The sequence below is a fragment of the Mucilaginibacter aurantiaciroseus genome, assembly GCF_024055595.1.
GTDB classification, from domain to species: Bacteria; Bacteroidota; Bacteroidia; order Sphingobacteriales; family Sphingobacteriaceae; genus Mucilaginibacter; species Mucilaginibacter aurantiaciroseus.
In genome coordinates, this window is record NZ_JAMXOF010000004.1 from 231,362 (window position 1) to 249,765 (window position 18,404).

Below are 18,404 nucleotides of genomic sequence, written 5' to 3' on the forward strand. Positions count from 1 at the left end.
CAACAACCTATCTTTGCCTTTGTGAGCGAGAAAACCATCCTTAAACTTCAGTTACCTACCGACCCATTATGGGTGAAAAACGTGGTAGAAAGCAATATTGAAGAACTATTAACCGACCATGCCTATTGCGAGCAAAAGGCGGCCACCAATGCCATTACCCTCATTATCCAAAACCCAAACCTAAGCGATGTGGTGCAGGAAATGATTGCCCTTGCCCAGGAAGAAATGGAGCATTTTAAACTGGTGCACGAGATAATGCTGAAGCGCGGTTTTATATTGGGTAAAGAGCGCCGCGATAACTACGTGAACGAACTGCGCAAATTTATGATAGTGGGTGGTGGCCGCGAACAACAACTGATAGACAGGTTGCTACTATCGGCAATGATTGAGGCCCGCAGTTGCGAACGCTTTAAGGTACTGTCAGAAAACATTAATGACAAAGAGCTTTCCGTATTTTACCACGAGCTGATGATCAGCGAAGCTACCCACTACGCCATGTTTTTAAGGCTTGCCCGCAAACACGCGGTAACAGTTGACGTTGATGCCCGCTGGAGGGAGTTTTTAGCCTTCGAGGCGCAGGTGATCCAAAATTACGGCAAGGGCGAAACCATACACGGGTAATTCATCCACACAAAATACCCGCTTACCGATACATTGCGTAAATACAACTTAAATAGTACTTGCTTTGAAGATGTTACGTTTAAAAACCTTTTCGGTAATTATACATATTGCCTGCTGGCTGCTTTTTATGGCCTTCCCTTTGTTGTTTATCAACGGGCGCGATGGCAACACTTCCATGCTTACCATAATTGCATCGCCGCATTATTGGGCGTTTTGCACTACGTATATTGTCCTTTTTTATGTAAACGCCTATATCCTTTTCCCAAAATTTTTCCTAAAAAAGAAATATATCGGCTACGCCATCATTTGCCTATGTCTGCTAAGCGCCATTTACTTTTTAAAGCCATATGAGAGGCTTTTGCGCGGTGCTGATACAAACAGGTATAACGCAGCAATGCAACAGCAGGGCGGCCCGCAATTTGGCCTCCCGCCAAACATTAACAGGCAAGGCCCGCCAAGTGATAGTGCCCGACGCGGCAATTTACAATTTGCACCGGGTGTCAATCAGCCTCCGCAGTTTGGACAGCCACGCTGGGCCAACCGGCGCAGGCATTTTGATAGCAGCAGCTTATTTTTATTTCTGATGATATTGGCGTTAAGCACGGCCATAAAAACCGTGCAGCAATGGCAGGTTACCGAGCAACGTGTGATAAGCGCAGAGGCCGAAAAAGCGAGTGCTGAGCTATCTTTCCTGAAAGCACAGATTAACCCACACTTCTTGTTTAATACACTGAATAACATTTATACGCTGGCCATAACCAATAACGAGAACACGGCCGAAAGCATCATGAAGCTATCTAACATTATGCGGTATGTTACCGACGACGTTATGCTTAATTATGTGACGCTGCAAAGTGAAGTAGATTGCATTGAAGACTACATAGCCCTTCAAGGTTTACGGATTGGTGGTAAAACCAAAGTGAACTTTAATATCGATGGCACCATCGCCCAGCAAAAAATTGCGCCATTATTGTTGATGACCTTTGTAGAAAATGTGTTTAAATACGGCGTAAGCAAACAACACGAAAGCGTGATAGATATTAACCTATTGATAGCTGCCGATACCTTTACCTTTATGTGTACCAACCAGATATTTGAGCGTAAAGAGCATATTGAACGTACCGGTATTGGCATCACCAATACCAAACAACGCCTGCAGCACATTTACCCCGGCAAGCACACTCTAAACATTACCGACGATAACAACCAGTTTACCGTGGTATTAACTTTGCACACATAAATTATGGTTTTAAAATGTGTTGCCATTGATGACGAACCCCTTGCGCTTGAACTGATCAAAAATTACGTTTCGCGGTTTCCATCCCTACAGTTACTGCAAACCTTTGAAGATGCCGTATCTGGCGCGGAATACTTGCGCGATAATCCCGTAGACTTACTTTTTGTAGATATTAACATGCCCGATATTACGGGGATAGACCTGGTGCGTTCGCTCGAAAGCAAACCTATGGTAATATTTACCACCGCTTATAAGAACTTTGCTTTTGAAGGGTTCGAATTGGAGGCCATTGACTACCTGCTGAAACCAATAGACGTAAAACGCTTTAGCAAAGCCATTGAAAAAGCCGCTGATTATTTACGTTACAAAACAGCCACTACCGTACAGGGCGAAGACGAAAACCTATACGTATACTCGGAATACCGTATGGTTAAAATAGCGCTGAAGGATATAGAGTATATTGAAAGCATGGAGGATTACATCAAGATCCACCTGCAGTTTGATAAAACCGTGCTTACACTGATGCCGCTTAAAAAGGTGTTGGAAAAACTGCCCGAAGATAAATTTCAGCGCATCCACCGCAGCTATATTGTACCGGTAAGCAAAATCATCTCTATCCAAAACCGCAAGCTAAAATTGCCCGCTATTGAACTGCCCATCAGCGATAGTTATGCCAATTTTGCCCGCCGCTGGATGAAATTAAGATGAAAAAGACCGGATAGTCGACACATACCTGCCATTTACCGACACTCCCTTCCGTAGCCTGCCCCCCTGCCCTATATTTACATTAATTATAAAGCGTTCACCCCTTTTAATTTATCATGTCAAAGGCAATTATAAAACTCACTTACAAACAGGTTATCGACGCGGCATCGGGCACCGATTTTGAAAAGAATGTGCTGTTTGCATCCTACCAGGAATTTCTGCTAAAATCGCAGGCATACAACCCAGATAATCGTTTAAAAACTTTCAGCGAAATGAAGAATAACGACGGCCGCGCCAATTCGCTGCATTATAAGCTGAGCTTTGCCATTGGTTATTTTATAGAGATGCTAAAAAACAAGATCCCGGCGCTTAGCGACAACCTGGGCAACAGCATCACCTTTGAGGTACCCAAATTTGAACTGATAGAATCGGACACTACCACTATGGCAGCCCACAAAGTTGCCCTTAACTATATTACCGGCGAACTTGCCCTCCTTAACACTTTTGGCGAATACATGGTATTAGGCACCTGCGATAGCGAGGAAACCTTCACTATTAAGCTACAGGATGGCCTGTCCATCAGCAGCTACCGGGAAACAACCAGCACGAAGCTAAACGGCCATAAGGTTTTGGCCAACTAATTTTCAAAAAGCATACACGTAATTTTTTCATAATAGGTTTGTTAAGTGCCCCGGGGGTATGAGCGGGATACTTATTTTATAATTTTCCTGATATACATACCGGATAGATAGTTTATGATGATACGTTGACGAAACTTAAAATAATTTTCATGGAAACTTTAGCATCACAAAAAATCTATTCTGATACTGGATAAGGACAACCGAATTTTATCTGTCGTGGACGATATTATGCAACTGCGCCGCCATGTTTGTAAAACCTTTAGACATCAGCCTGTTTGTATCAAGCGTAAATTACCTAATGGCGTCATAAAAATTCTGTGTTTAGCCCGGCTGTGCGAGTAGCAGTCGATTTTTTTATTTTTGGGCGATGAAGCCGACCACATTACGCAGGTAATTATTCATCATCCCGATATCTACCAAATCATTCATATACCCAATGTGCAAGTCCGGCCGAATGAGCAGGGCTTTGCGCATACCGGGCTTTACCTCAAAAGCTTCAAACACATGCCAGTTGGTATTTGACGGCGGCAGATGGAAAAAGTTAATGTTGCCCTGGTAATCCTGCGTTATCCATTTGGCAAGGGTGAACAGGTAATCTTCTTTGATCTCGCCAAGGGTAATCAACGTAAAACCAGGTTTACTGCACCAGGCGTGGATATCGGTTTCGGTCTTTTTCTTCTCGTCGAAGATTTTGAGGTATGGCAGGCGGTCGCCGGCTTTTATTTTGGTATCCCGGCTAAGCTGCAGGTTTATTTTACTGTCGCGATAGCTAATGCACGTTTGTGATACCCGGCGAAAAAAAAATTCGCGCAGCTTCTCATTTTTCCAGAATAATTTGAGCACGTTAGGCACTACATAACGCTTCAACAAACCATTAAACCAGGTACGAGAGGTAATGATATTGAAAATCCTATCAGTAGTGTTAAGCAAATCTTTAGCTACCGGCACGCGTTCGATAGCATAGCTGGTAAGTATAGCCTCCTTGATCTGTCCGTTTATTACAGCAGCCAGTTTCCAGCTTAGGTTATAGGCATCCTGCAAACCTGTATTCATCCCCTGCCCGCCAACCGGCGAATGGATATGCGCGGCATCACCAATTAAAAAGCAGCGGCCATCGCTAAACCTATCGGCCATGCGGTGGTGCAGTTTGTATATGGTGAACCAGTTTACCTGTTCTATATGAACATCAATTGCCGTGGTGGCTTTCAGATCGGGTAGCACATCTTCAATGTTCAGATCTCCCTTATCTTCTAACCCATCCGGCAAACTGGCAACAATCCTGAACGACCGCTCCTCTGGCATTGGGAAAAATGCAGCGAAACTATTTTTGGCGAGGAACATATTCAGGATGTCATCCGGCATTTCGCTTGCCAACTTCACATCTGCCAGGAAAAATTTGTGCTGATAAGTATCGCCGTTAAACGGAATGGCTAATTGCTTACGCACTACGCTATGCGCGCCATCGGCACCTACAACATAATCGCAGGTAAGGTTATGCGTGGTGTCGCCGTTTTGTACGGTAACTTCAACCGTGTCTTTATTTTGCTTTAGGCTGATGAGCGTAGTTTCCCAATAAACCGGGCAGCATGCGGTGGTTAAGTATTCTAAAAGGGTGCGCTCGTTTTTACTTTGCTGATACAGGTGGATGAAAGGATACAGCGTTTGGGTATTTCCCACATCCTTTAGCGTAATGGCTGCCAGTAGTTCGCCACCCATGTTAAAGGCCATGCCGCCGGCCTGTTTGCCTCCGCTGATCACCTTATCTATAACACCTAACTGGCGATAGATCTCGAGCGAGCGGGCCTGCACCGCCAATGCTTTTGATTGGTTTGTCGGCCCTTGTTTAATATCGATAATGATCGGCTGCACGCCATTTCGCAGTAATTGGGCAGCCATCATCAGTCCCGAAGGCCCTGCGCCTACAATTAGTACATTGGTATGTTGCGGCAGGGTTATCATTTCATTTTAAGCGTGGAATAATAAGAAGACGGCCGGGCGCTTACGAAGATCGGGCACTTGTTTTAACCACTCGCTTATAGGTAATGTTTTGATAAATTCTGTTGGGGCGGTAATATCGCAGGCAATACAAAGGCGGGTTGTTGGCTTGCAGCTTTTTAAAACTTCCTGCAGCATGCTATCGTTACGGAACGGTGTTTCGATAAACATTTGCGTTTGGTGGCTCTTCTCTGCAAGGGCTTCCAGTTCTTTGATGCGTTTGCTGCGCTCTATCTTATCTATAGGCAGGTAACCATTAAACGTAAAGCTTTGTCCGTTAAAACCAGACGCCATTAGCGCAAGCAGAATAGAGCTCGGGCCAACCAAGGGAACAACCTTGATGCCTTTTTTATGCGCCTCGGCTACGATGTCAGCACCGGGGTCGGCAATACCTGGGCAGCCCGCTTCGCTCATCAGGCCAACATCGTTACCGGCAATCAACCCTTTTAAAAACTCTTTTAGGCCTGCATCGCGGTTGTGTTTGCCATAATCGTGAATCACCAGTTCGCTTTGCGGGGTTTTTAAACCGGCCAGCTTTAAAAAGCGACGGGCGGTTTTTTCGTTCTCTACAATATATTCCTTTACGCTGTTAATGGTATCAACCAAATAGGGCGTAAATGATTGGGCCGCGGCCTCGTCTGCAAGTGGTACAGGTATTAAAAAGAGGGTTCCGTGAGCCATGTTTCTTTTATTTTGAGTTATGCCCCACCCAACCCTCCCTGAATTGGAGGGCTTTCCAAGTCTCCCCAACCGAGGGGAGATTTAGAGGAGGCGGATTAATTATTTTAATTTCGCAAGCGCTTCGCGAATGCGTGGAATCATTTGCCGGATATCTTCCAACGTGCTTGCCCCTACCGATGCCCTGAACCAGGTTACATCATCGCCTGTACCAAAGGCCGAGAATGGCACAAAGGCAACTTTAGCTTCTTTAATGAGGTAAAAGTTTACATCGGCACTGTTATTTAACACCTGTCCTTCAGGGGTGGTTTTGCCGGTATAATCAACCTTAATGGTCAAGTAAATGGCTCCCATTGGCTCAATAGAATCAACAGAAAAACCATCGGCCTTTAATGCCTGGAAACCCTCGTGTAGGGTAGTTAAACTGGCTTGGATGCCGCTTTTCAGTTTATCAAGGTAAGTATCAACGTAAGTTTCATTCTCCAAATATTCGGCCATGGCAACCTGCTCTGCCTTTGGCGACCATGCACCCATGTGGCCAACAATGGCTTTCATGTTGCTGATAATTTCGGTTGGGCCAAAGCCCCAGCCTACGCGTACACCTGTAGCGGCAAAACATTTAGAGCCACCGTCTATAAACACGGTATAATCTTTCAGTTCCGGGCGCAGGGTTACCGGGTCGTAGTGTTTGTATTCGCCAAAGGTTAATTGCGAATAGATTTGATCGTACAGCAAGTACAATGGTTTTTCATCTGCACCGCGGCTTTTATTTTCGGCAATTACCAGGTCGCAAATTTGCTCCAGGTCTTTTTTACCAAACATGGTACCTGTAGGGTTTAGCGGCGAGCATAATGCCAGCATTGTCGCGCCTTTTAAATGAGGTGCAATTTCATCAGCCGTAGGCATAAAATTATTCTCAGGGCGGGTTTCTACCAAAACAGCTTCGGCACCGGTCAAATCACAATAGTGGTTATTGTTCCATGATGGCGTAGGGAAAACCACCTTATCTCCCGGATCAACCAGAGCTAAATAGGCAGAATATATCAACGGGCGTGAACCACCCGAGATCAGGATCTGGTTAACGGCGTACTCCAAACCCATCCTGTTCTTCAGGAATGCCGATACGCTTTCGCGCAGGCTAAGCATACCATCGGCAGGCGGGTAATTGGTTTGGTTATGGTTATAAGCATCAATAATACCATCCTTTAGTTCGGTTGGGATAGGGTAAATATTAGAATCGAAATCGCCAATGGTTAGGTTGGCAATGTTTTGTCCCTGCTTTTTTAATTCGTTAATTTCACCCGCTATCTTGATGATCTCGGATCCGCTTAAATTTTGCGCTAATACTGATACTTTCATTTGTAGAATTTTACTGATGGCAAAGATAGCAAAGCCCCCTCTAAATCTCTCCCGAAAGGAAAGACTTTATTATATTATTTGAGATTTATTCCCCTTTCTTAAAGCGAGGGACGTGATGAGGCGAAACAGAAAAGGCGAAAAGTTTATAACCTTTCGCCTTTTACTTTTAAGCTTTGCGCTTTTATAAATACGCTTTTCTCAACCTGATTATCCTTGCCCAGTGCATCAGTTTCATGATGGGGTAAACAGGGTCAATTTCGAACCATTTTGCACCAAAATTTGCGCTATTAGGGCGCTTGTGATGATTGTTCTGAAACAATTCGCCAAGCATCAGAAAATCAAAAGGAGTTGTATTTTTTGATTTATCGTTGTTATCGAAATTTGAGTAACCATACTTGTGGCCGCACCAGTTTACAATAGCGCCATGCAACGGGCCCATTATAAGGTGTATAGGGATCAGTAAAAACATCCACCAATGTGTAGCAAATGCTACATAAAAAGCAATGTATAATAACCCAAATATGATACGTGATACGATAGATGAGCCTACGTAATCAAGAAACTTCCACTCAGGGTAGTTGCCCATAAAACGTTCTTCGGGTTCTTTTAACTTTTTTTCGTGTTTGCGGTAGCTCACAGCCGTGTAATACATCATCTGGAACACATCTGTAAAGAAGTGTGGAGAGTGCGGATCCTTCTCTGTATCGCTATACGCATGATGCTCGCGGTGCATAATTGCATATGCACGCGGGTTTAGGTATGACGAACCCTGGAAAACGTAAGTCATAACGTAAAACGTACGTTCAAAAAATTTATTGGTAGTAAACATTTTATGAGAGGCGTATCTGTGCAGAAAAAATGTTTGAAAGAACAACGACAGAAACCAGTGCCCAAGAAAGAAAATTAATATAATCACAAAATTAGCTTTAACGTAGATGTATTATTTATAATGATTACAAACATACGATTAAAACCTTATTTGGGATTTAAAATTGTGGTAACAAAACCATTTTATGACAAAAGCCGCCCGCTAGTTAGCGGACGGCTTTAAAAAAAGAATTTACTTAGGCTTATAACTGGCTATTTCTTAAAGCTTTGATACGATCATGGTCTTCGTTAATAGCTTGTTGCTGCTGTGCAACAACGGCAGCAAATTGTGGCGCTAAACCATTATCTTCAAATAATGCGTCGCGGTATGCTTTTATGATGGCATCCTCACCGCGTTCGCATTCTTCTAAAATGCTTTTACGGTCGTGTCCGGTAAAAGTAGCTTTAATATCTATCCATGCGCGGTGAATGGTGCCGGTTGCGGTGTTACCTGTTTCAACCTCGCCGCCTGCCTGGCCTACTGCCTGGCTTAGTTCCTGTACATTTTTGCGGCTATCACTTGCAAACTGGTCAAATACGGCCTTAAGGTCTACGTCTGCTTCGCCTAAATCTTTTGATGCGCGGTCAAAACCGTCAATACGGTCATTATTAATTTCTATTAAGTCGTTTAATACTTCTACTGATTTTTCTGATGTAGTTTCCATGGTAGTTATTATATTTTGTTTGGTACTACCAATACAACCACCATGCCACGGTTAATTTTTAATTAAAAAAATTAACAAAAAAATTACAACCAAAGGTTTATAACTTTTTAATAATAAATGGCTCCCCAAATTCTCGGGAGCCGTTTATATTATTATATGTATTTGTTATTTAATAGTGTAACTGGACAAATAAGTAGAGCTCTTAAAGCCAAACAATTCGGCATCGGTTTGGATCAATCCAACTCCTTTAGCCAGGTAGTAATCATAAGCACCATAATCCCGAAACCCGTCACCCAAGCCAAAATCGTATTGTACAGTCATGTGGGTATGTATCACGTTTTGGTAGGTTTTATTAAGCACCGTTTTGGTAATTCCCGATTCGATGATTTTGCTTACTGTTCGGCCGGGAACCCCATTTACTAAACCATTCGGAGACATTTTTGCCGTCCACTTGTCACCAACTTTAAGGTTATCATCCAACAGAAAAAACTCGACGGTAACTTTTTCCTGCACTGTGGTAGCCATTATCTTATACTTTTTATCTTTTACATAATAGTATTGCAGGGTGTTCTCTTTGCCCTTGGTAGCACTTCTAACTTCGTAATAATTTTGGCCATTAATAGGAATAATCATGCCCGAAATATGGGCTTCTGTGCTTTCTACAGTGCCTGTAAGGTTGTTTTCATATATCCAAGAGCTACCTGTTGAAGTTGGCAAATAACTATCGTTAGCGTTGGTATTGGTACCGGGGGTATTAGTTAAGGTTCCGGAAGCGGTGTATCCTGTATAGTCAACAGCGTCTTTTTTACAAGAGCCGAAGCACAAGACAATAACCGGGAGGAGAATAGGTAAATATTTTTTCAACCTTTATAATTTAGTAGTTAATAGTATTGTTAAAGATAACTAAATCAAGCCACCCCGCAAATTCGCAATATGACTAATGTATTTTATCTTAGTCTAATATAAACTGAAAAGAGACCGACCTTTCGGGCAGCCTCTTTTCAGTTTAGCCTAATACACCTGCAAGGGTTTTAAGCGTGCCGTATGAAGCAATTTTGTAATGTTCAACCTTTTGACAGGCTGATATGATACCTGCATCACGTATGATGCTTCCGTCTTCGGTACTTTTAACAATTTCTTCAGATTCCTTAATAAGGCCGGCCATAGCTTCACATTTTTTTGCTACAGCTTTTTCACCTATTGACTCAAATACCGAATCTAATCGGATAATTTGATTTTCGGTTTGCTTGATGTGTAATTCAATCGCGTTACGCAGTTCATCTGATGTTGCTGCTTGAAAAAAACTATGCACCTTTCTTAGTTTTTAGGCTGCTCATCAGCTGCTCGTATAAGTCATCGCTTTTGGTTACACGTGGTTTAAGCTTTTTGATGATAGGTCGTTTACCTTTTGCTTTAGCCTTGATGATCTTGAGCAACTCATTATTATACTCATCCTTAAACTTAGATACATCAAAATCTTCCGCGTACTGATTTATCAAGGTGAGGCCAACATCCAGTTCCTTTTTGCTTACAGTAACGTCATCAGCTATATTCAAATCCCCGGTACTGCGGATCTCCTGCCCAAAACGGATGCGGGTTATCACCAATACATTATCTACAGGGTGCACAATACAAAGGCTTTCGGTGCTGCGCAATACAAAACGAGCCAGCCCCGCCTTGCCGGATTTTTTTAGTGCCTGGAGTAATAGCGCATAAGCCTTATTATTTTTGGTATCTGGCTCAGTATAATATGATGTTTCATAAAACATGGGATTAACGCCGGCAATGTCAACAAAGCTTTCTATCTCTACCACCTTACTTTTCTCGGGCGCGGCAGCTTCAAAGTCGGCTTCTTCTACTATCACGTAGTCGTTGTCATTTATTTTATAGCCTTTTACAATTTTATCGTAAGGCACCTCTTTGTTAGTTTTCTCGTTAACACGATGGTACCGGATGCGCTCGTGGTCGCGGGCATCCAGCATATCCAGGTCGATACTGCTGGTTTGCACTGCCGAATATAATTTAACCGGGATGCTTACCAACCCAAACCCTAATGTACCTTTCCAGATGGACCTCATAACCTTATAATTTAATGCTACCTGGTATAACTAATTAAAGAGCCTACAGTTTTTGAAATGAATTGTGGCACTACAATTAAATACTATTTCAACCGCTCCTGATCTTAAAAATATGCATCGTCATTTATAGAAAAAAAGAATTCAAGCCAATTAAAATGTTAAACCGTCAATACATGCTTCAACTTACAAATATGACATGCGTATTAGTACGTATTTTAATATACCGCTACAAGGGGATTGTTGTAAAGCACTGATAATATAAACTTTACAACCACAAACTAAACACTAAAATATTATGAAAAAGCTATTACTTAGCGCAGTATTCGCATTAACTTTATGCTTTGCTGCAAAAGCACAAGATGAAACTGTAGCCGAAAAACCGGCAGAAATTAAAGACACCAAAGTTTTAACTATCGACGAACTGAAAGCACAGCGTGCCGAGCTGGTTGCGATGCTAAAATCGGAAGATTTCGAAAAAACTTTGACAAAAGCAAATAATATAAAAGCACCGAAAGAAGTTGGGATTGCAGGTGTTGAAGCTTTAGCTAACCCGGTTACCACCATGATGACCCATTTAAAAGAGAACCACCATATGTTGCCACAAATGTATACAAACGTAACCGGCCAAACACTTGATGGCCTGCCGGCCACCGAAGTAAAACCTTTAACGCCAAATCAAATGTTAGGCTTTTCTAAACTTTGCCTTGAAATAAGTTCTAGCCTGTTAAAATCATCATAAGACCCAATCACCCTGGCCGGCCAAATTAAAAGCGCCGGTTTAATGAAAGGCATCAAAGGCTTAAAATCATCAATGTACATCAAAAGCAACATTGGCGCCATCAGGCAAAAAATCGCCTTTAATTCAAAATTGATTAACAACCTGGTACAAACAAACGGGCTACAGCCGCAAACACAACTAAATAAAGGCTTCTTTTATTTAGTTTTAAAGAAGGGTGCTGCACGGGGGGCACGGTCACTCTTTTTTGCTTTATAAGTAGGCAACGTCTGCTTCCTGTTGAAAATGAACACTCAATGTGGATGATTTTCTGGTTGCTGCCTCAATCATTTTTTGCACATTTGCAGCTCAGCATCGCACACCCAAATGGAGCAGTATTTTATAATAGATTTCGACAGCACCTTTACCCAGGTAGAAGCCTTAGACGAGTTAGCCCGCATATCTTTAAAAAATCATCCCGACCGTGAAGCTATCTATAAACAGATAGAAGACCTTACCAATGCTTCTATGGAAGGCCGCTTATCGTTCACCGATAGCCTGGAGCAGCGCGTGAAACTGCTTTGCGCCAATCGCGACCACCTGAAAATGCTGATCACCCATTTAAAGAAAAAGGTATCCACCTCGTTCTCACGTAACACCGTGTTTTTCAAGAACCACCAGGATGAAGTACTTATCGTATCCGGCGGTTTTAAGGAGTTCATCACACCGGTGGTTACCGAGTATCATATTAAAAAAGAGAACATATACGCCAACACCTTTGTGTTTGATGAAGAGGGCAACATTGTAGGCTACGACCGCCAAAACCCACTATCGCAAGAGGGCGGCAAGGTAAAGCTTTTGAAGGAATTGAACCTGCCGGGAGAGATCTTTGGTATTGGTGATGGGTACTCGGATTTCCAGCTGAAGGAATCGGGGATGATCAAAAAATTCTTTGCTTTTACGGAGAACATCGAACGTAAATCTGTTGCCGAAAAAGCAGATCATATTACCCCAAGTTTCGACGAATTTTTATATATCAACAAACTGCCAAGGGCGATATCATACCCAAAAAACCGCATTAAATGTTTAGTTATTGGCGATATTGATGAAGAAGCATTGGGCCAGATGAAGCGCGAGGGCTACAACTTCCGCCATTGCGATAGCATAGAAGAAAAATATTTAGACGAGGCCGGTGTTTTATTTTGCGACGAGACAAACCTGCCAAAACCCGAGCAGTTAGAAAATGCGGGGCGCTTAAAAGTAATTGGCTGTTTTGGCCGCGTGAACCGCAAGCTTGCCGAAGCTGCATGCGAAAAGGGCATCATTATATTCGATGACCCTAAAGCTAACCCCCGCAATACCGATTTTATCCCCCGCAGGGTAATTGCTTTTATGAACGAGGGTAAAACCCACATGAGCTGTAATTTCCCTGACCTGCAGCCCCCGCGGATCAATAATGCCCACAGGTTAATTCACATCCATAAGAATGTACCGGGGATACTGGCGCAGATCAACGAGGTATTTGCAAACCACAACATTAATATAGTAGGTGAGTTTTTAGTTACCAACCCGCAAATTGGTTACGTAATTACCGACGTTAACACCGGTTACGACACCGAGGTATTAAACGAGCTGAAAGCGATTGAGCAAACGATAAAATTTCGGTTACTGTATTAGGATAAGCGCAGCATGCCATTGCAAGGAACGCGGTGACGCCGCCAAACTCAGCACATTTGCTTATGCTATGAGATTGCAACGCTACCGGTAGCAATGACATAGTTTTTTACTCCTTTACCAACGGCACCACAAGTACCGGCACCTGCGCATTACGAACAACGCTTTCTGCTACACTGCCCATCAACAGGCGATCTATGCCGCTTCGGCTATGGGTACCTATTACGATCAGGTCTGCTTTAAATTCTTTACTACAGCTTAAAATACCGTCGGCAGTGGAGTCATATTCATTGAAACAGGTAACCTCTAAACCTTTCGCATATTTTTCGATTGTACGTTCTATAATGTTATTCGCCTGCTCTTTCTGGATGCTGAGTATATTTACCTCGTTATAATCATCCCTTTGTATAGGCAAGCCCATAATAGTATCATTCGTGATATCTGCAATAACAGCAGGCTCTACAATATGAACCAGGCCAACATGTGCATTAAAAGTATGGGCGATATCAAACCCGTATGATGCGGCATATTCGGCAAACTTGCTGTCGTCTATCCCAATAAGTATCTTACTAATTTTCATGGCTGCTAGGGTTTTGATATATCCTTACTAAACAATCAAATACCGATATGTTTTAGTAAAAGATGCAAATGCTACAGTCTGTATTTGCCAAACATCCTTTTCAGATATTTGCTTTTGGTGAGGCCTGCTTTAGACAGGTCCACCTTTTGCGCCGAATAAATGCCGCCATCGCCACTAAAAAAATATGCTGTAAAACATGCTATCGCGAAGAAGATGGCATATTCGCCACCAAAAAGCTCTATCCCCAATAAGGTACAGGCCAGCGGCGTATTGGTAGCCCCGGCAAATACAGCTATAAAACCCAAAGCAGCAAACAGGCCGACCGGCGCGTTCATCAGTTCGGCAAGGCTGTTACCCAACGTCGAACCGATATAAAACAGCGGCGTAACCTCTCCTCCTTTAAAACCTGTGCCTAAAGTTATGGCGGTATAAACCAGTTTCCAGAGCCAGCTGAATGCGTCCGCCCCGGCATGCTGAAAAGCGGATGCAATGGTTACCGCGCCAATATATTCGGCATCAACGCCAAGGCCCAGGTAGTCGGGCTTGCCCAAAATATACGTAAGGCCTATTATGGCAAGGCCGCCAACAACAGGTATCACCCAGGTGATTTTGATCCACCTAAGCGAAAAATTTTTCACAAGGTGCACTGCCTGTACAAAGGCATAACTAACCCCGCCAAATATGGCAGATGCTAATATCACTTTTGCTAACAGCCAAAAGCTAACAGGTAGGTGAATACCGTAAAATGTTTGCCCGGTGTTTACAATTTCAACATGGTAAAGCGTATGGTGGATGCCCCATAACGATACCGTGATATCACCTACATACCCCGCAATCAAACAGGCAAAAAAAGCTTTATAAGGTACACGGCCAATAACAATCACCTCCAGCGCGAAGATGGCACCAGTAAGCGGCGTACCAAATACAGCCCCAAAGCCCGCGGCAACGCCTGCTGATAGGATGATTTTTTTATCGGACTCGTTCATTTTAAACCAACTGCCAAATAGGTTGGCCAGGCTGCCGCCAATTTGTACGGCCGTACCCTCGCGCCCTGCCGAGCCACCGAAAAGATGGGTAATAACGGTTGTAACTAAAATAAGCGGTGCCATTCGTTTTGGCACTCCTGCACCGGGTTGATGAATCTCGTCGATAATAAGGTTATTGCCCCGTTCGGCACTTTTGCCATACCATTTATACAGCAGGTGGATAACCACACCGGCGGCAGGTAGCAGGTACAGTAACCATGTATGCGCAAAGCGGAAATGGATAGCCCAGCTTAACAGCCACAGAAAAAAAGCCACTACACTACCAATTGCCGCAGCAACCGGAACGATGATACCCCCCCAGCGGACGAGATACTTTATAAGCGAAATGGAGTTTGAGACGATATTTTTAAACATAACCTACGTGCAAATAAACAAATATTTGGGGTAGGCGTCATCAGCTTTGCAGCGGTTCAAGTAGGCAGAACACCATTGCCTTGTTTGTATAACACAAATGTATTATTATTTCGGAATTATTTTGATCGACCCGAACGACTTTCGGCTTTTGACTTAAGACTACTATCTTTGAAGCATGAGCATCTCTCCCGAAATAGAAAAAAGGCTTACGCTGCTGCAGGAAAAATACAACGCCATGGGCCAGGATATGACATCCTACCTGGATGGCCTGCTGCATGCTGACTTTCTTACCTATTGGGATTACATTCACCTGGATACGCTTTTGAGCCTGCAAAGCCCAAAAACACCCTTCCCGGATGAGGAGATCTTTATTATGTATCACCAGATCACCGAGCTGTACTTTAAGCTGAGCCTGCACGAGTGCAAGCAGATATCGGAACATGAAAAACTTACGGTGGATTTCTTCACCGCCCGTATCAAACGCATTAACCGTTATTTTGAAGCGCTTACCAATTCATTCGAAATTATGGTGGATGGGATGGAGAAGGAGCAGTTTCTGCAATTCCGCATGAGTTTGCTACCGGCCAGCGGTTTCCAAAGCGGCCAGTACCGTTTAATAGAAATTTACGCTACCGACTTTATAAACCTTGTAGCGCCAGACCATCGACAGGAATTAGCCGGCGCCCCTGTCGAGTATCAATTTGAACAGATCTACTGGAAGTATGGCGCGACGGAGTTGTCTACCGGTAAAAGAACATTGACTTTAAATCAGTTCGAGAAAAAATACGCCAAAACCTTTATCGAACTTGGCAAACAGGTAAGCAATACCAACTTTAACTCGCTATTACAGCAGTTTAAACACAAAAGCGAAAGCACCAATACATTAGAAGAGCAGCTAAGGCAGCTTGATGTAAACGTGAATGTGAACTGGCCGCTAAGTCACTACAAATCTGCCGTGCGCTACCTGCACCGCGAGCCTGAAGAAATCAAGGCAACCGGAGGCACCAACTGGCAGAAATACCTGCCTCCGCGTTTCCAGCGCCGCATTTTTTATCCTTCTTTATGGAGTGCCTACGAACTGGAGAACTGGGGCAAAGCCTGGGTAGATAAAGTAATAAGCGAGTTATAACAATGCCAAATAAACTATTTCGGCCAGCTTTAAAGAGCATCCTATGGCCATAATACTTTGTGGTATTTACACAATATTGTGGTGCTGGATGGGACAAATCGCTTACTACGACTTTACTCACCACGGTGATGGAGAGACAATAGGTTTGTCACTTTACTATTTTGCTTTCATAGTTATTCTACCATACTTTCTCACAACGGTAGCGTTCGCGGTGTTCTCCACCAAATTAAAAAAGTTTTATTGGAACATGGTTGGCTTTATCCTTGTGTTTATCCCGGTTGCCGCTTTGATCGGCTTTTTGGTAAACTATATAAACGGATAGCTATATAGCGGTTGGCTGCAGGTTGTTCGCCTCTGCCGCATCATTAACCAATTTTTCTATCTCATAAAAGCGCTCAAACTTGTTGATGATGGTCAATGAGTTTTTCTTTGGAATTTTATTTACCAAAAATATGTTCGGGCCGCGATGGGTTACTTTTTTGATATCCGCAAGGTTTATGGCTACGTCGGGTTGGTTCAGCGTATGCAACACTATTTTCTCGTGATTAATAGTCAATTTTGTTGCGTCAATACCTTTGAAATATTTTTTTTGTCCGTAAACAAACCCGGCTATCAGCGCCATAAATATGATCGTGAAAGTAATGATATTAGTGGTACTACCGCCCCGGTAAAGCAGGTTAAAGGCAAAAATGGCAATTATTACAATGTAAGATGCTAAGATGGTATAGGTCCAGGTTTTTTTGAGTTTTGCATTTCCTTCGGCACTAAGTTTGTATTCGGGCATGTAGGGTTTTGTTAATTTGCTGTAATATAGCGTTCAAAAGCTTTAAAAAATAAATAATCGCTCAAAAATTTTTAACTTGCCACTTTCAGATTTATTTATTCTACTACCATGACCGACACACTGGACATAAAAATCACCAAAGCTGCTCACTCACGTTTAGCTGAGACAGATTTTAACACCCTGCCCTTTGGCAAGGTTTTCTCTGACCACATGTTTTCTGCAGATTACATTGATGGCGAATGGAAAAATTTCGAGATCCTGCCATACGGCCCAATTCTAATGAGCCCGGCAATTTCTTCGCTGCATTATGGACAGTCGTTTTTTGAAGGCATTAAAGCATACAAACATGCCGATGGCAAGGCTTCTATCTTCCGCCCGGACAAGAACGCCGCTCGCTTTAACAAATCGGCAGAGCGCCTTTGTATGCCTACCCTGCCCGAAGAGCTTTTTGTGCAAACTATTGCCGCCCTGGTTGATCTTGACCGCGATTGGATCCCTGCAAAAGCTAACCACGCTTTATACATTCGTCCGTTCATGTTCGCTACCGACCCCTATTTGGGCGTAACGCCATCGGCTACATATAAATACATGGTTATTATTGGCCCGGTTGGCCCGTACTTTTCAAAACCGCTAAGGGTTAAAATAGAAACGCATTACACCCGCGCTGCCGAAGGTGGTATGGGTTACGCGAAAGCTGCCGGTAACTACGGTTCATCTATGCTGCCTGCCCGCAAAGCAACCGAAGAGGGCTTTGATCAATTGATTTGGACAGACGCCAAAGAACATAAATACATCGAAGAAATGGGTGCCGCTAACGCGATGTTCCTTTTAGATGGTAAACTGATCACTGCCGAAGCTAAAGACACCATCCTCGACGGCGTAACCCGCGATACGGTTATTGCTTTAGCCAAAAGCTGGGGCATCCCGGTTGAAGAGCGCAAGGTGTCTGTTGCTGAATTGATAGAAGGCGCTAAAAACGGTAAACTAACCGATGCTTTTGGTGCCGGTACTGCTGCAACTATTGCATCAGTAGCATCAATAAGCTTTGAAGGTGAGGAATACTTTTTGAGCGACCCTGCAACACGCGAATTTTCTAAACGGGTATTATCAACCCTTGATGACATCAAATACGGCCGTACCGAAGATACCAACGGCTGGAATTACATGGTATAATTACAAATTGAATTATATAGATAAGCCCTGCAGAAATGCGGGGCTTATTTGGTTTTTGTTACGTCTAATAATAAACCACGTCATTGCGAGGCACGGAGAAAAA

At 43.3% G+C, this 18,404-nt stretch carries 21 protein-coding genes and 1 riboswitch; of the genes, 10 read left to right on the forward strand and 11 right to left on the reverse strand.

Going from position 1 to position 18,404, the window contains the following annotated elements:
• Positions 1–21 precede the first annotated feature (21 nt).
• From NAF17_RS16975 to NAF17_RS16990, 4 genes are all read left to right on the forward strand, one after another.
• Complete coding sequence (locus NAF17_RS16975; RefSeq protein WP_252759215.1) at positions 22–621, forward strand: MiaE family protein; 600 nt, start codon at positions 22–24, stop codon at positions 619–621.
• A 70-nt stretch (positions 622–691) separates the two neighbouring features.
• Positions 692–1,861 carry a sensor histidine kinase gene (locus NAF17_RS16980; RefSeq protein WP_252759216.1) on the forward strand — a complete coding sequence of 390 codons (1,170 nt, stop codon included), beginning with the start codon at positions 692–694 and terminating at the stop codon, positions 1,859–1,861.
• 3 nt (positions 1,862–1,864) lie between these two features.
• Positions 1,865–2,566, forward strand: a complete 702-nt coding sequence (locus NAF17_RS16985; protein ID WP_252759217.1) for a LytR/AlgR family response regulator transcription factor — start codon at positions 1,865–1,867, stop codon at positions 2,564–2,566.
• Between the two features lie 113 nt (positions 2,567–2,679).
• Positions 2,680–3,204, forward strand: a complete 525-nt coding sequence (locus NAF17_RS16990) for a hypothetical protein (RefSeq protein ID WP_252759218.1) — start codon at positions 2,680–2,682, stop codon at positions 3,202–3,204.
• Between the two features lie 354 nt (positions 3,205–3,558).
• On the opposite strand, the gene NAF17_RS16995 is transcribed toward NAF17_RS16990, so the two are convergent.
• The 8 genes from NAF17_RS16995 to ku form a co-directional block, all read right to left on the reverse strand.
• Complete coding sequence (locus tag NAF17_RS16995) at positions 3,559–5,163, reverse strand: FAD-dependent oxidoreductase (protein ID WP_252759219.1); 1,605 nt, start codon at positions 5,161–5,163, stop codon at positions 3,559–3,561.
• Positions 5,164–5,169: 6 nt separating this feature from the next.
• Positions 5,170–5,880: an SAM-dependent methyltransferase gene (locus NAF17_RS17000; RefSeq protein WP_252759220.1), complete on the reverse strand. Its 711-nt coding sequence runs from the start codon at positions 5,878–5,880 to the stop codon at positions 5,170–5,172.
• Between the two features lie 99 nt (positions 5,881–5,979).
• Entirely contained in the window at positions 5,980–7,236 is a 1,257-nt protein-coding gene (locus NAF17_RS17005; protein WP_252759221.1) for a pyridoxal phosphate-dependent aminotransferase, read from the reverse strand.
• Positions 7,237–7,417: 181 nt separating this feature from the next.
• The gene (locus NAF17_RS17010; protein WP_252759222.1) at positions 7,418–8,152 is read right to left on the reverse strand and encodes an acyl-CoA desaturase; all 735 of its coding nucleotides are present in this window, start codon (positions 8,150–8,152) and stop codon (positions 7,418–7,420) included.
• Between the two features lie 154 nt (positions 8,153–8,306).
• Positions 8,307–8,768, reverse strand: a complete 462-nt coding sequence (locus tag NAF17_RS17015; protein WP_252759223.1) for a ferritin-like domain-containing protein — start codon at positions 8,766–8,768, stop codon at positions 8,307–8,309.
• 165 nt (positions 8,769–8,933) lie between these two features.
• Positions 8,934–9,632, reverse strand: a complete 699-nt coding sequence (locus tag NAF17_RS17020) for a hypothetical protein (RefSeq protein WP_252759224.1) — start codon at positions 9,630–9,632, stop codon at positions 8,934–8,936.
• A gap of 142 nt (positions 9,633–9,774) precedes the next feature.
• Positions 9,775–10,080, reverse strand: a complete 306-nt coding sequence (locus tag NAF17_RS17025; protein WP_252759225.1) for a YciE/YciF ferroxidase family protein — start codon at positions 10,078–10,080, stop codon at positions 9,775–9,777.
• The gene (gene ku / locus NAF17_RS17030) at positions 10,073–10,846 is read right to left on the reverse strand and encodes a non-homologous end joining protein Ku (protein WP_252759226.1); all 774 of its coding nucleotides are present in this window, start codon (positions 10,844–10,846) and stop codon (positions 10,073–10,075) included. The genes NAF17_RS17025 and ku overlap by 8 nt, the downstream gene beginning before the upstream one ends.
• 295 nt (positions 10,847–11,141) lie before the next feature.
• On the opposite strand from ku, the gene NAF17_RS17035 reads away from it, so the two are divergent.
• The 3 genes from NAF17_RS17035 (at position 11,142) to NAF17_RS17045 (ending at position 13,238) form a co-directional block, all read left to right on the forward strand.
• On the forward strand, positions 11,142–11,585 hold the full coding sequence (locus NAF17_RS17035) for a hypothetical protein (protein ID WP_252759227.1): 444 nt from the start codon (positions 11,142–11,144) through the stop codon (positions 11,583–11,585).
• A 42-nt stretch (positions 11,586–11,627) separates the two neighbouring features.
• On the forward strand, positions 11,628–11,840 hold the full coding sequence (locus NAF17_RS17040; RefSeq protein ID WP_252759228.1) for a hypothetical protein: 213 nt from the start codon (positions 11,628–11,630) through the stop codon (positions 11,838–11,840).
• A 108-nt stretch (positions 11,841–11,948) separates the two neighbouring features.
• Complete coding sequence (locus NAF17_RS17045; RefSeq protein ID WP_252759229.1) at positions 11,949–13,238, forward strand: HAD-IB family phosphatase; 1,290 nt, start codon at positions 11,949–11,951, stop codon at positions 13,236–13,238.
• A 106-nt stretch (positions 13,239–13,344) separates the two neighbouring features.
• On the opposite strand, the gene NAF17_RS17050 is transcribed toward NAF17_RS17045, so the two are convergent.
• Positions 13,345–13,815 (reverse strand): universal stress protein, encoded by a 471-nt coding sequence (locus NAF17_RS17050; RefSeq protein ID WP_252759230.1) that lies wholly within the window; start codon positions 13,813–13,815, stop codon positions 13,345–13,347.
• Positions 13,816–13,886: 71 nt separating this feature from the next.
• Complete coding sequence (locus NAF17_RS17055; protein WP_252759231.1) at positions 13,887–15,215, reverse strand: voltage-gated chloride channel family protein; 1,329 nt, start codon at positions 15,213–15,215, stop codon at positions 13,887–13,889.
• Between the two features lie 24 nt (positions 15,216–15,239).
• Positions 15,240–15,304: riboswitch (Fluoride riboswitch) on the reverse strand.
• An 86-nt stretch (positions 15,305–15,390) separates the two neighbouring features.
• Between NAF17_RS17055 and NAF17_RS17060 the strand changes: the two genes are divergently transcribed.
• A complete protein-coding gene (locus NAF17_RS17060) occupies positions 15,391–16,344 on the forward strand; it encodes a tryptophan 2,3-dioxygenase family protein (protein ID WP_252759232.1) in 954 nt (317 codons plus the stop codon).
• A 43-nt stretch (positions 16,345–16,387) separates the two neighbouring features.
• Complete coding sequence (locus tag NAF17_RS17065; protein ID WP_252759233.1) at positions 16,388–16,666, forward strand: hypothetical protein; 279 nt, start codon at positions 16,388–16,390, stop codon at positions 16,664–16,666.
• Here the strand turns inward: NAF17_RS17065 and NAF17_RS17070 are convergent, their stop codons facing one another.
• Positions 16,667–17,128, reverse strand: a complete 462-nt coding sequence (locus tag NAF17_RS17070) for a hypothetical protein (protein WP_252759234.1) — start codon at positions 17,126–17,128, stop codon at positions 16,667–16,669.
• Between the two features lie 108 nt (positions 17,129–17,236).
• On the opposite strand from NAF17_RS17070, the gene NAF17_RS17075 reads away from it, so the two are divergent.
• Positions 17,237–18,301 (forward strand): branched-chain amino acid aminotransferase, encoded by a 1,065-nt coding sequence (locus NAF17_RS17075; RefSeq protein ID WP_252759235.1) that lies wholly within the window; start codon positions 17,237–17,239, stop codon positions 18,299–18,301.
• Positions 18,302–18,404 lie beyond the last annotated feature (103 nt).

Coding starts and splice junctions, on each gene's coding strand:
- NAF17_RS17015 (WP_252759223.1), bottom strand. CDS start 8,768: ATGGAAACTACATCAGAAAAATCAGTAGAAGTATTAAACGACTTAATA.
- NAF17_RS16995 (WP_252759219.1), bottom strand. CDS start 5,163: ATGATAACCCTGCCGCAACATACCAATGTACTAATTGTAGGCGCAGGG.
- ku (WP_252759226.1), bottom strand. CDS start 10,846: ATGAGGTCCATCTGGAAAGGTACATTAGGGTTTGGGTTGGTAAGCATC.
- NAF17_RS17005 (WP_252759221.1), bottom strand. CDS start 7,236: ATGAAAGTATCAGTATTAGCGCAAAATTTAAGCGGATCCGAGATCATC.
- NAF17_RS17000 (WP_252759220.1), bottom strand. CDS start 5,880: ATGGCTCACGGAACCCTCTTTTTAATACCTGTACCACTTGCAGACGAG.
- NAF17_RS16980 (WP_252759216.1), top strand. CDS start 692: ATGTTACGTTTAAAAACCTTTTCGGTAATTATACATATTGCCTGCTGG.
- NAF17_RS17070 (WP_252759234.1), bottom strand. CDS start 17,128: ATGCCCGAATACAAACTTAGTGCCGAAGGAAATGCAAAACTCAAAAAA.
- NAF17_RS16985 (WP_252759217.1), top strand. CDS start 1,865: ATGGTTTTAAAATGTGTTGCCATTGATGACGAACCCCTTGCGCTTGAA.
- NAF17_RS17050 (WP_252759230.1), bottom strand. CDS start 13,815: ATGAAAATTAGTAAGATACTTATTGGGATAGACGACAGCAAGTTTGCC.
- NAF17_RS17065 (WP_252759233.1), top strand. CDS start 16,388: ATGGCCATAATACTTTGTGGTATTTACACAATATTGTGGTGCTGGATG.
- NAF17_RS17040 (WP_252759228.1), top strand. CDS start 11,628: ATGAAAGGCATCAAAGGCTTAAAATCATCAATGTACATCAAAAGCAAC.
- NAF17_RS17060 (WP_252759232.1), top strand. CDS start 15,391: ATGAGCATCTCTCCCGAAATAGAAAAAAGGCTTACGCTGCTGCAGGAA.
- NAF17_RS17075 (WP_252759235.1), top strand. CDS start 17,237: ATGACCGACACACTGGACATAAAAATCACCAAAGCTGCTCACTCACGT.
- NAF17_RS17035 (WP_252759227.1), top strand. CDS start 11,142: ATGAAAAAGCTATTACTTAGCGCAGTATTCGCATTAACTTTATGCTTT.
- NAF17_RS17045 (WP_252759229.1), top strand. CDS start 11,949: ATGGAGCAGTATTTTATAATAGATTTCGACAGCACCTTTACCCAGGTA.
- NAF17_RS16990 (WP_252759218.1), top strand. CDS start 2,680: ATGTCAAAGGCAATTATAAAACTCACTTACAAACAGGTTATCGACGCG.
- NAF17_RS17055 (WP_252759231.1), bottom strand. CDS start 15,215: ATGTTTAAAAATATCGTCTCAAACTCCATTTCGCTTATAAAGTATCTC.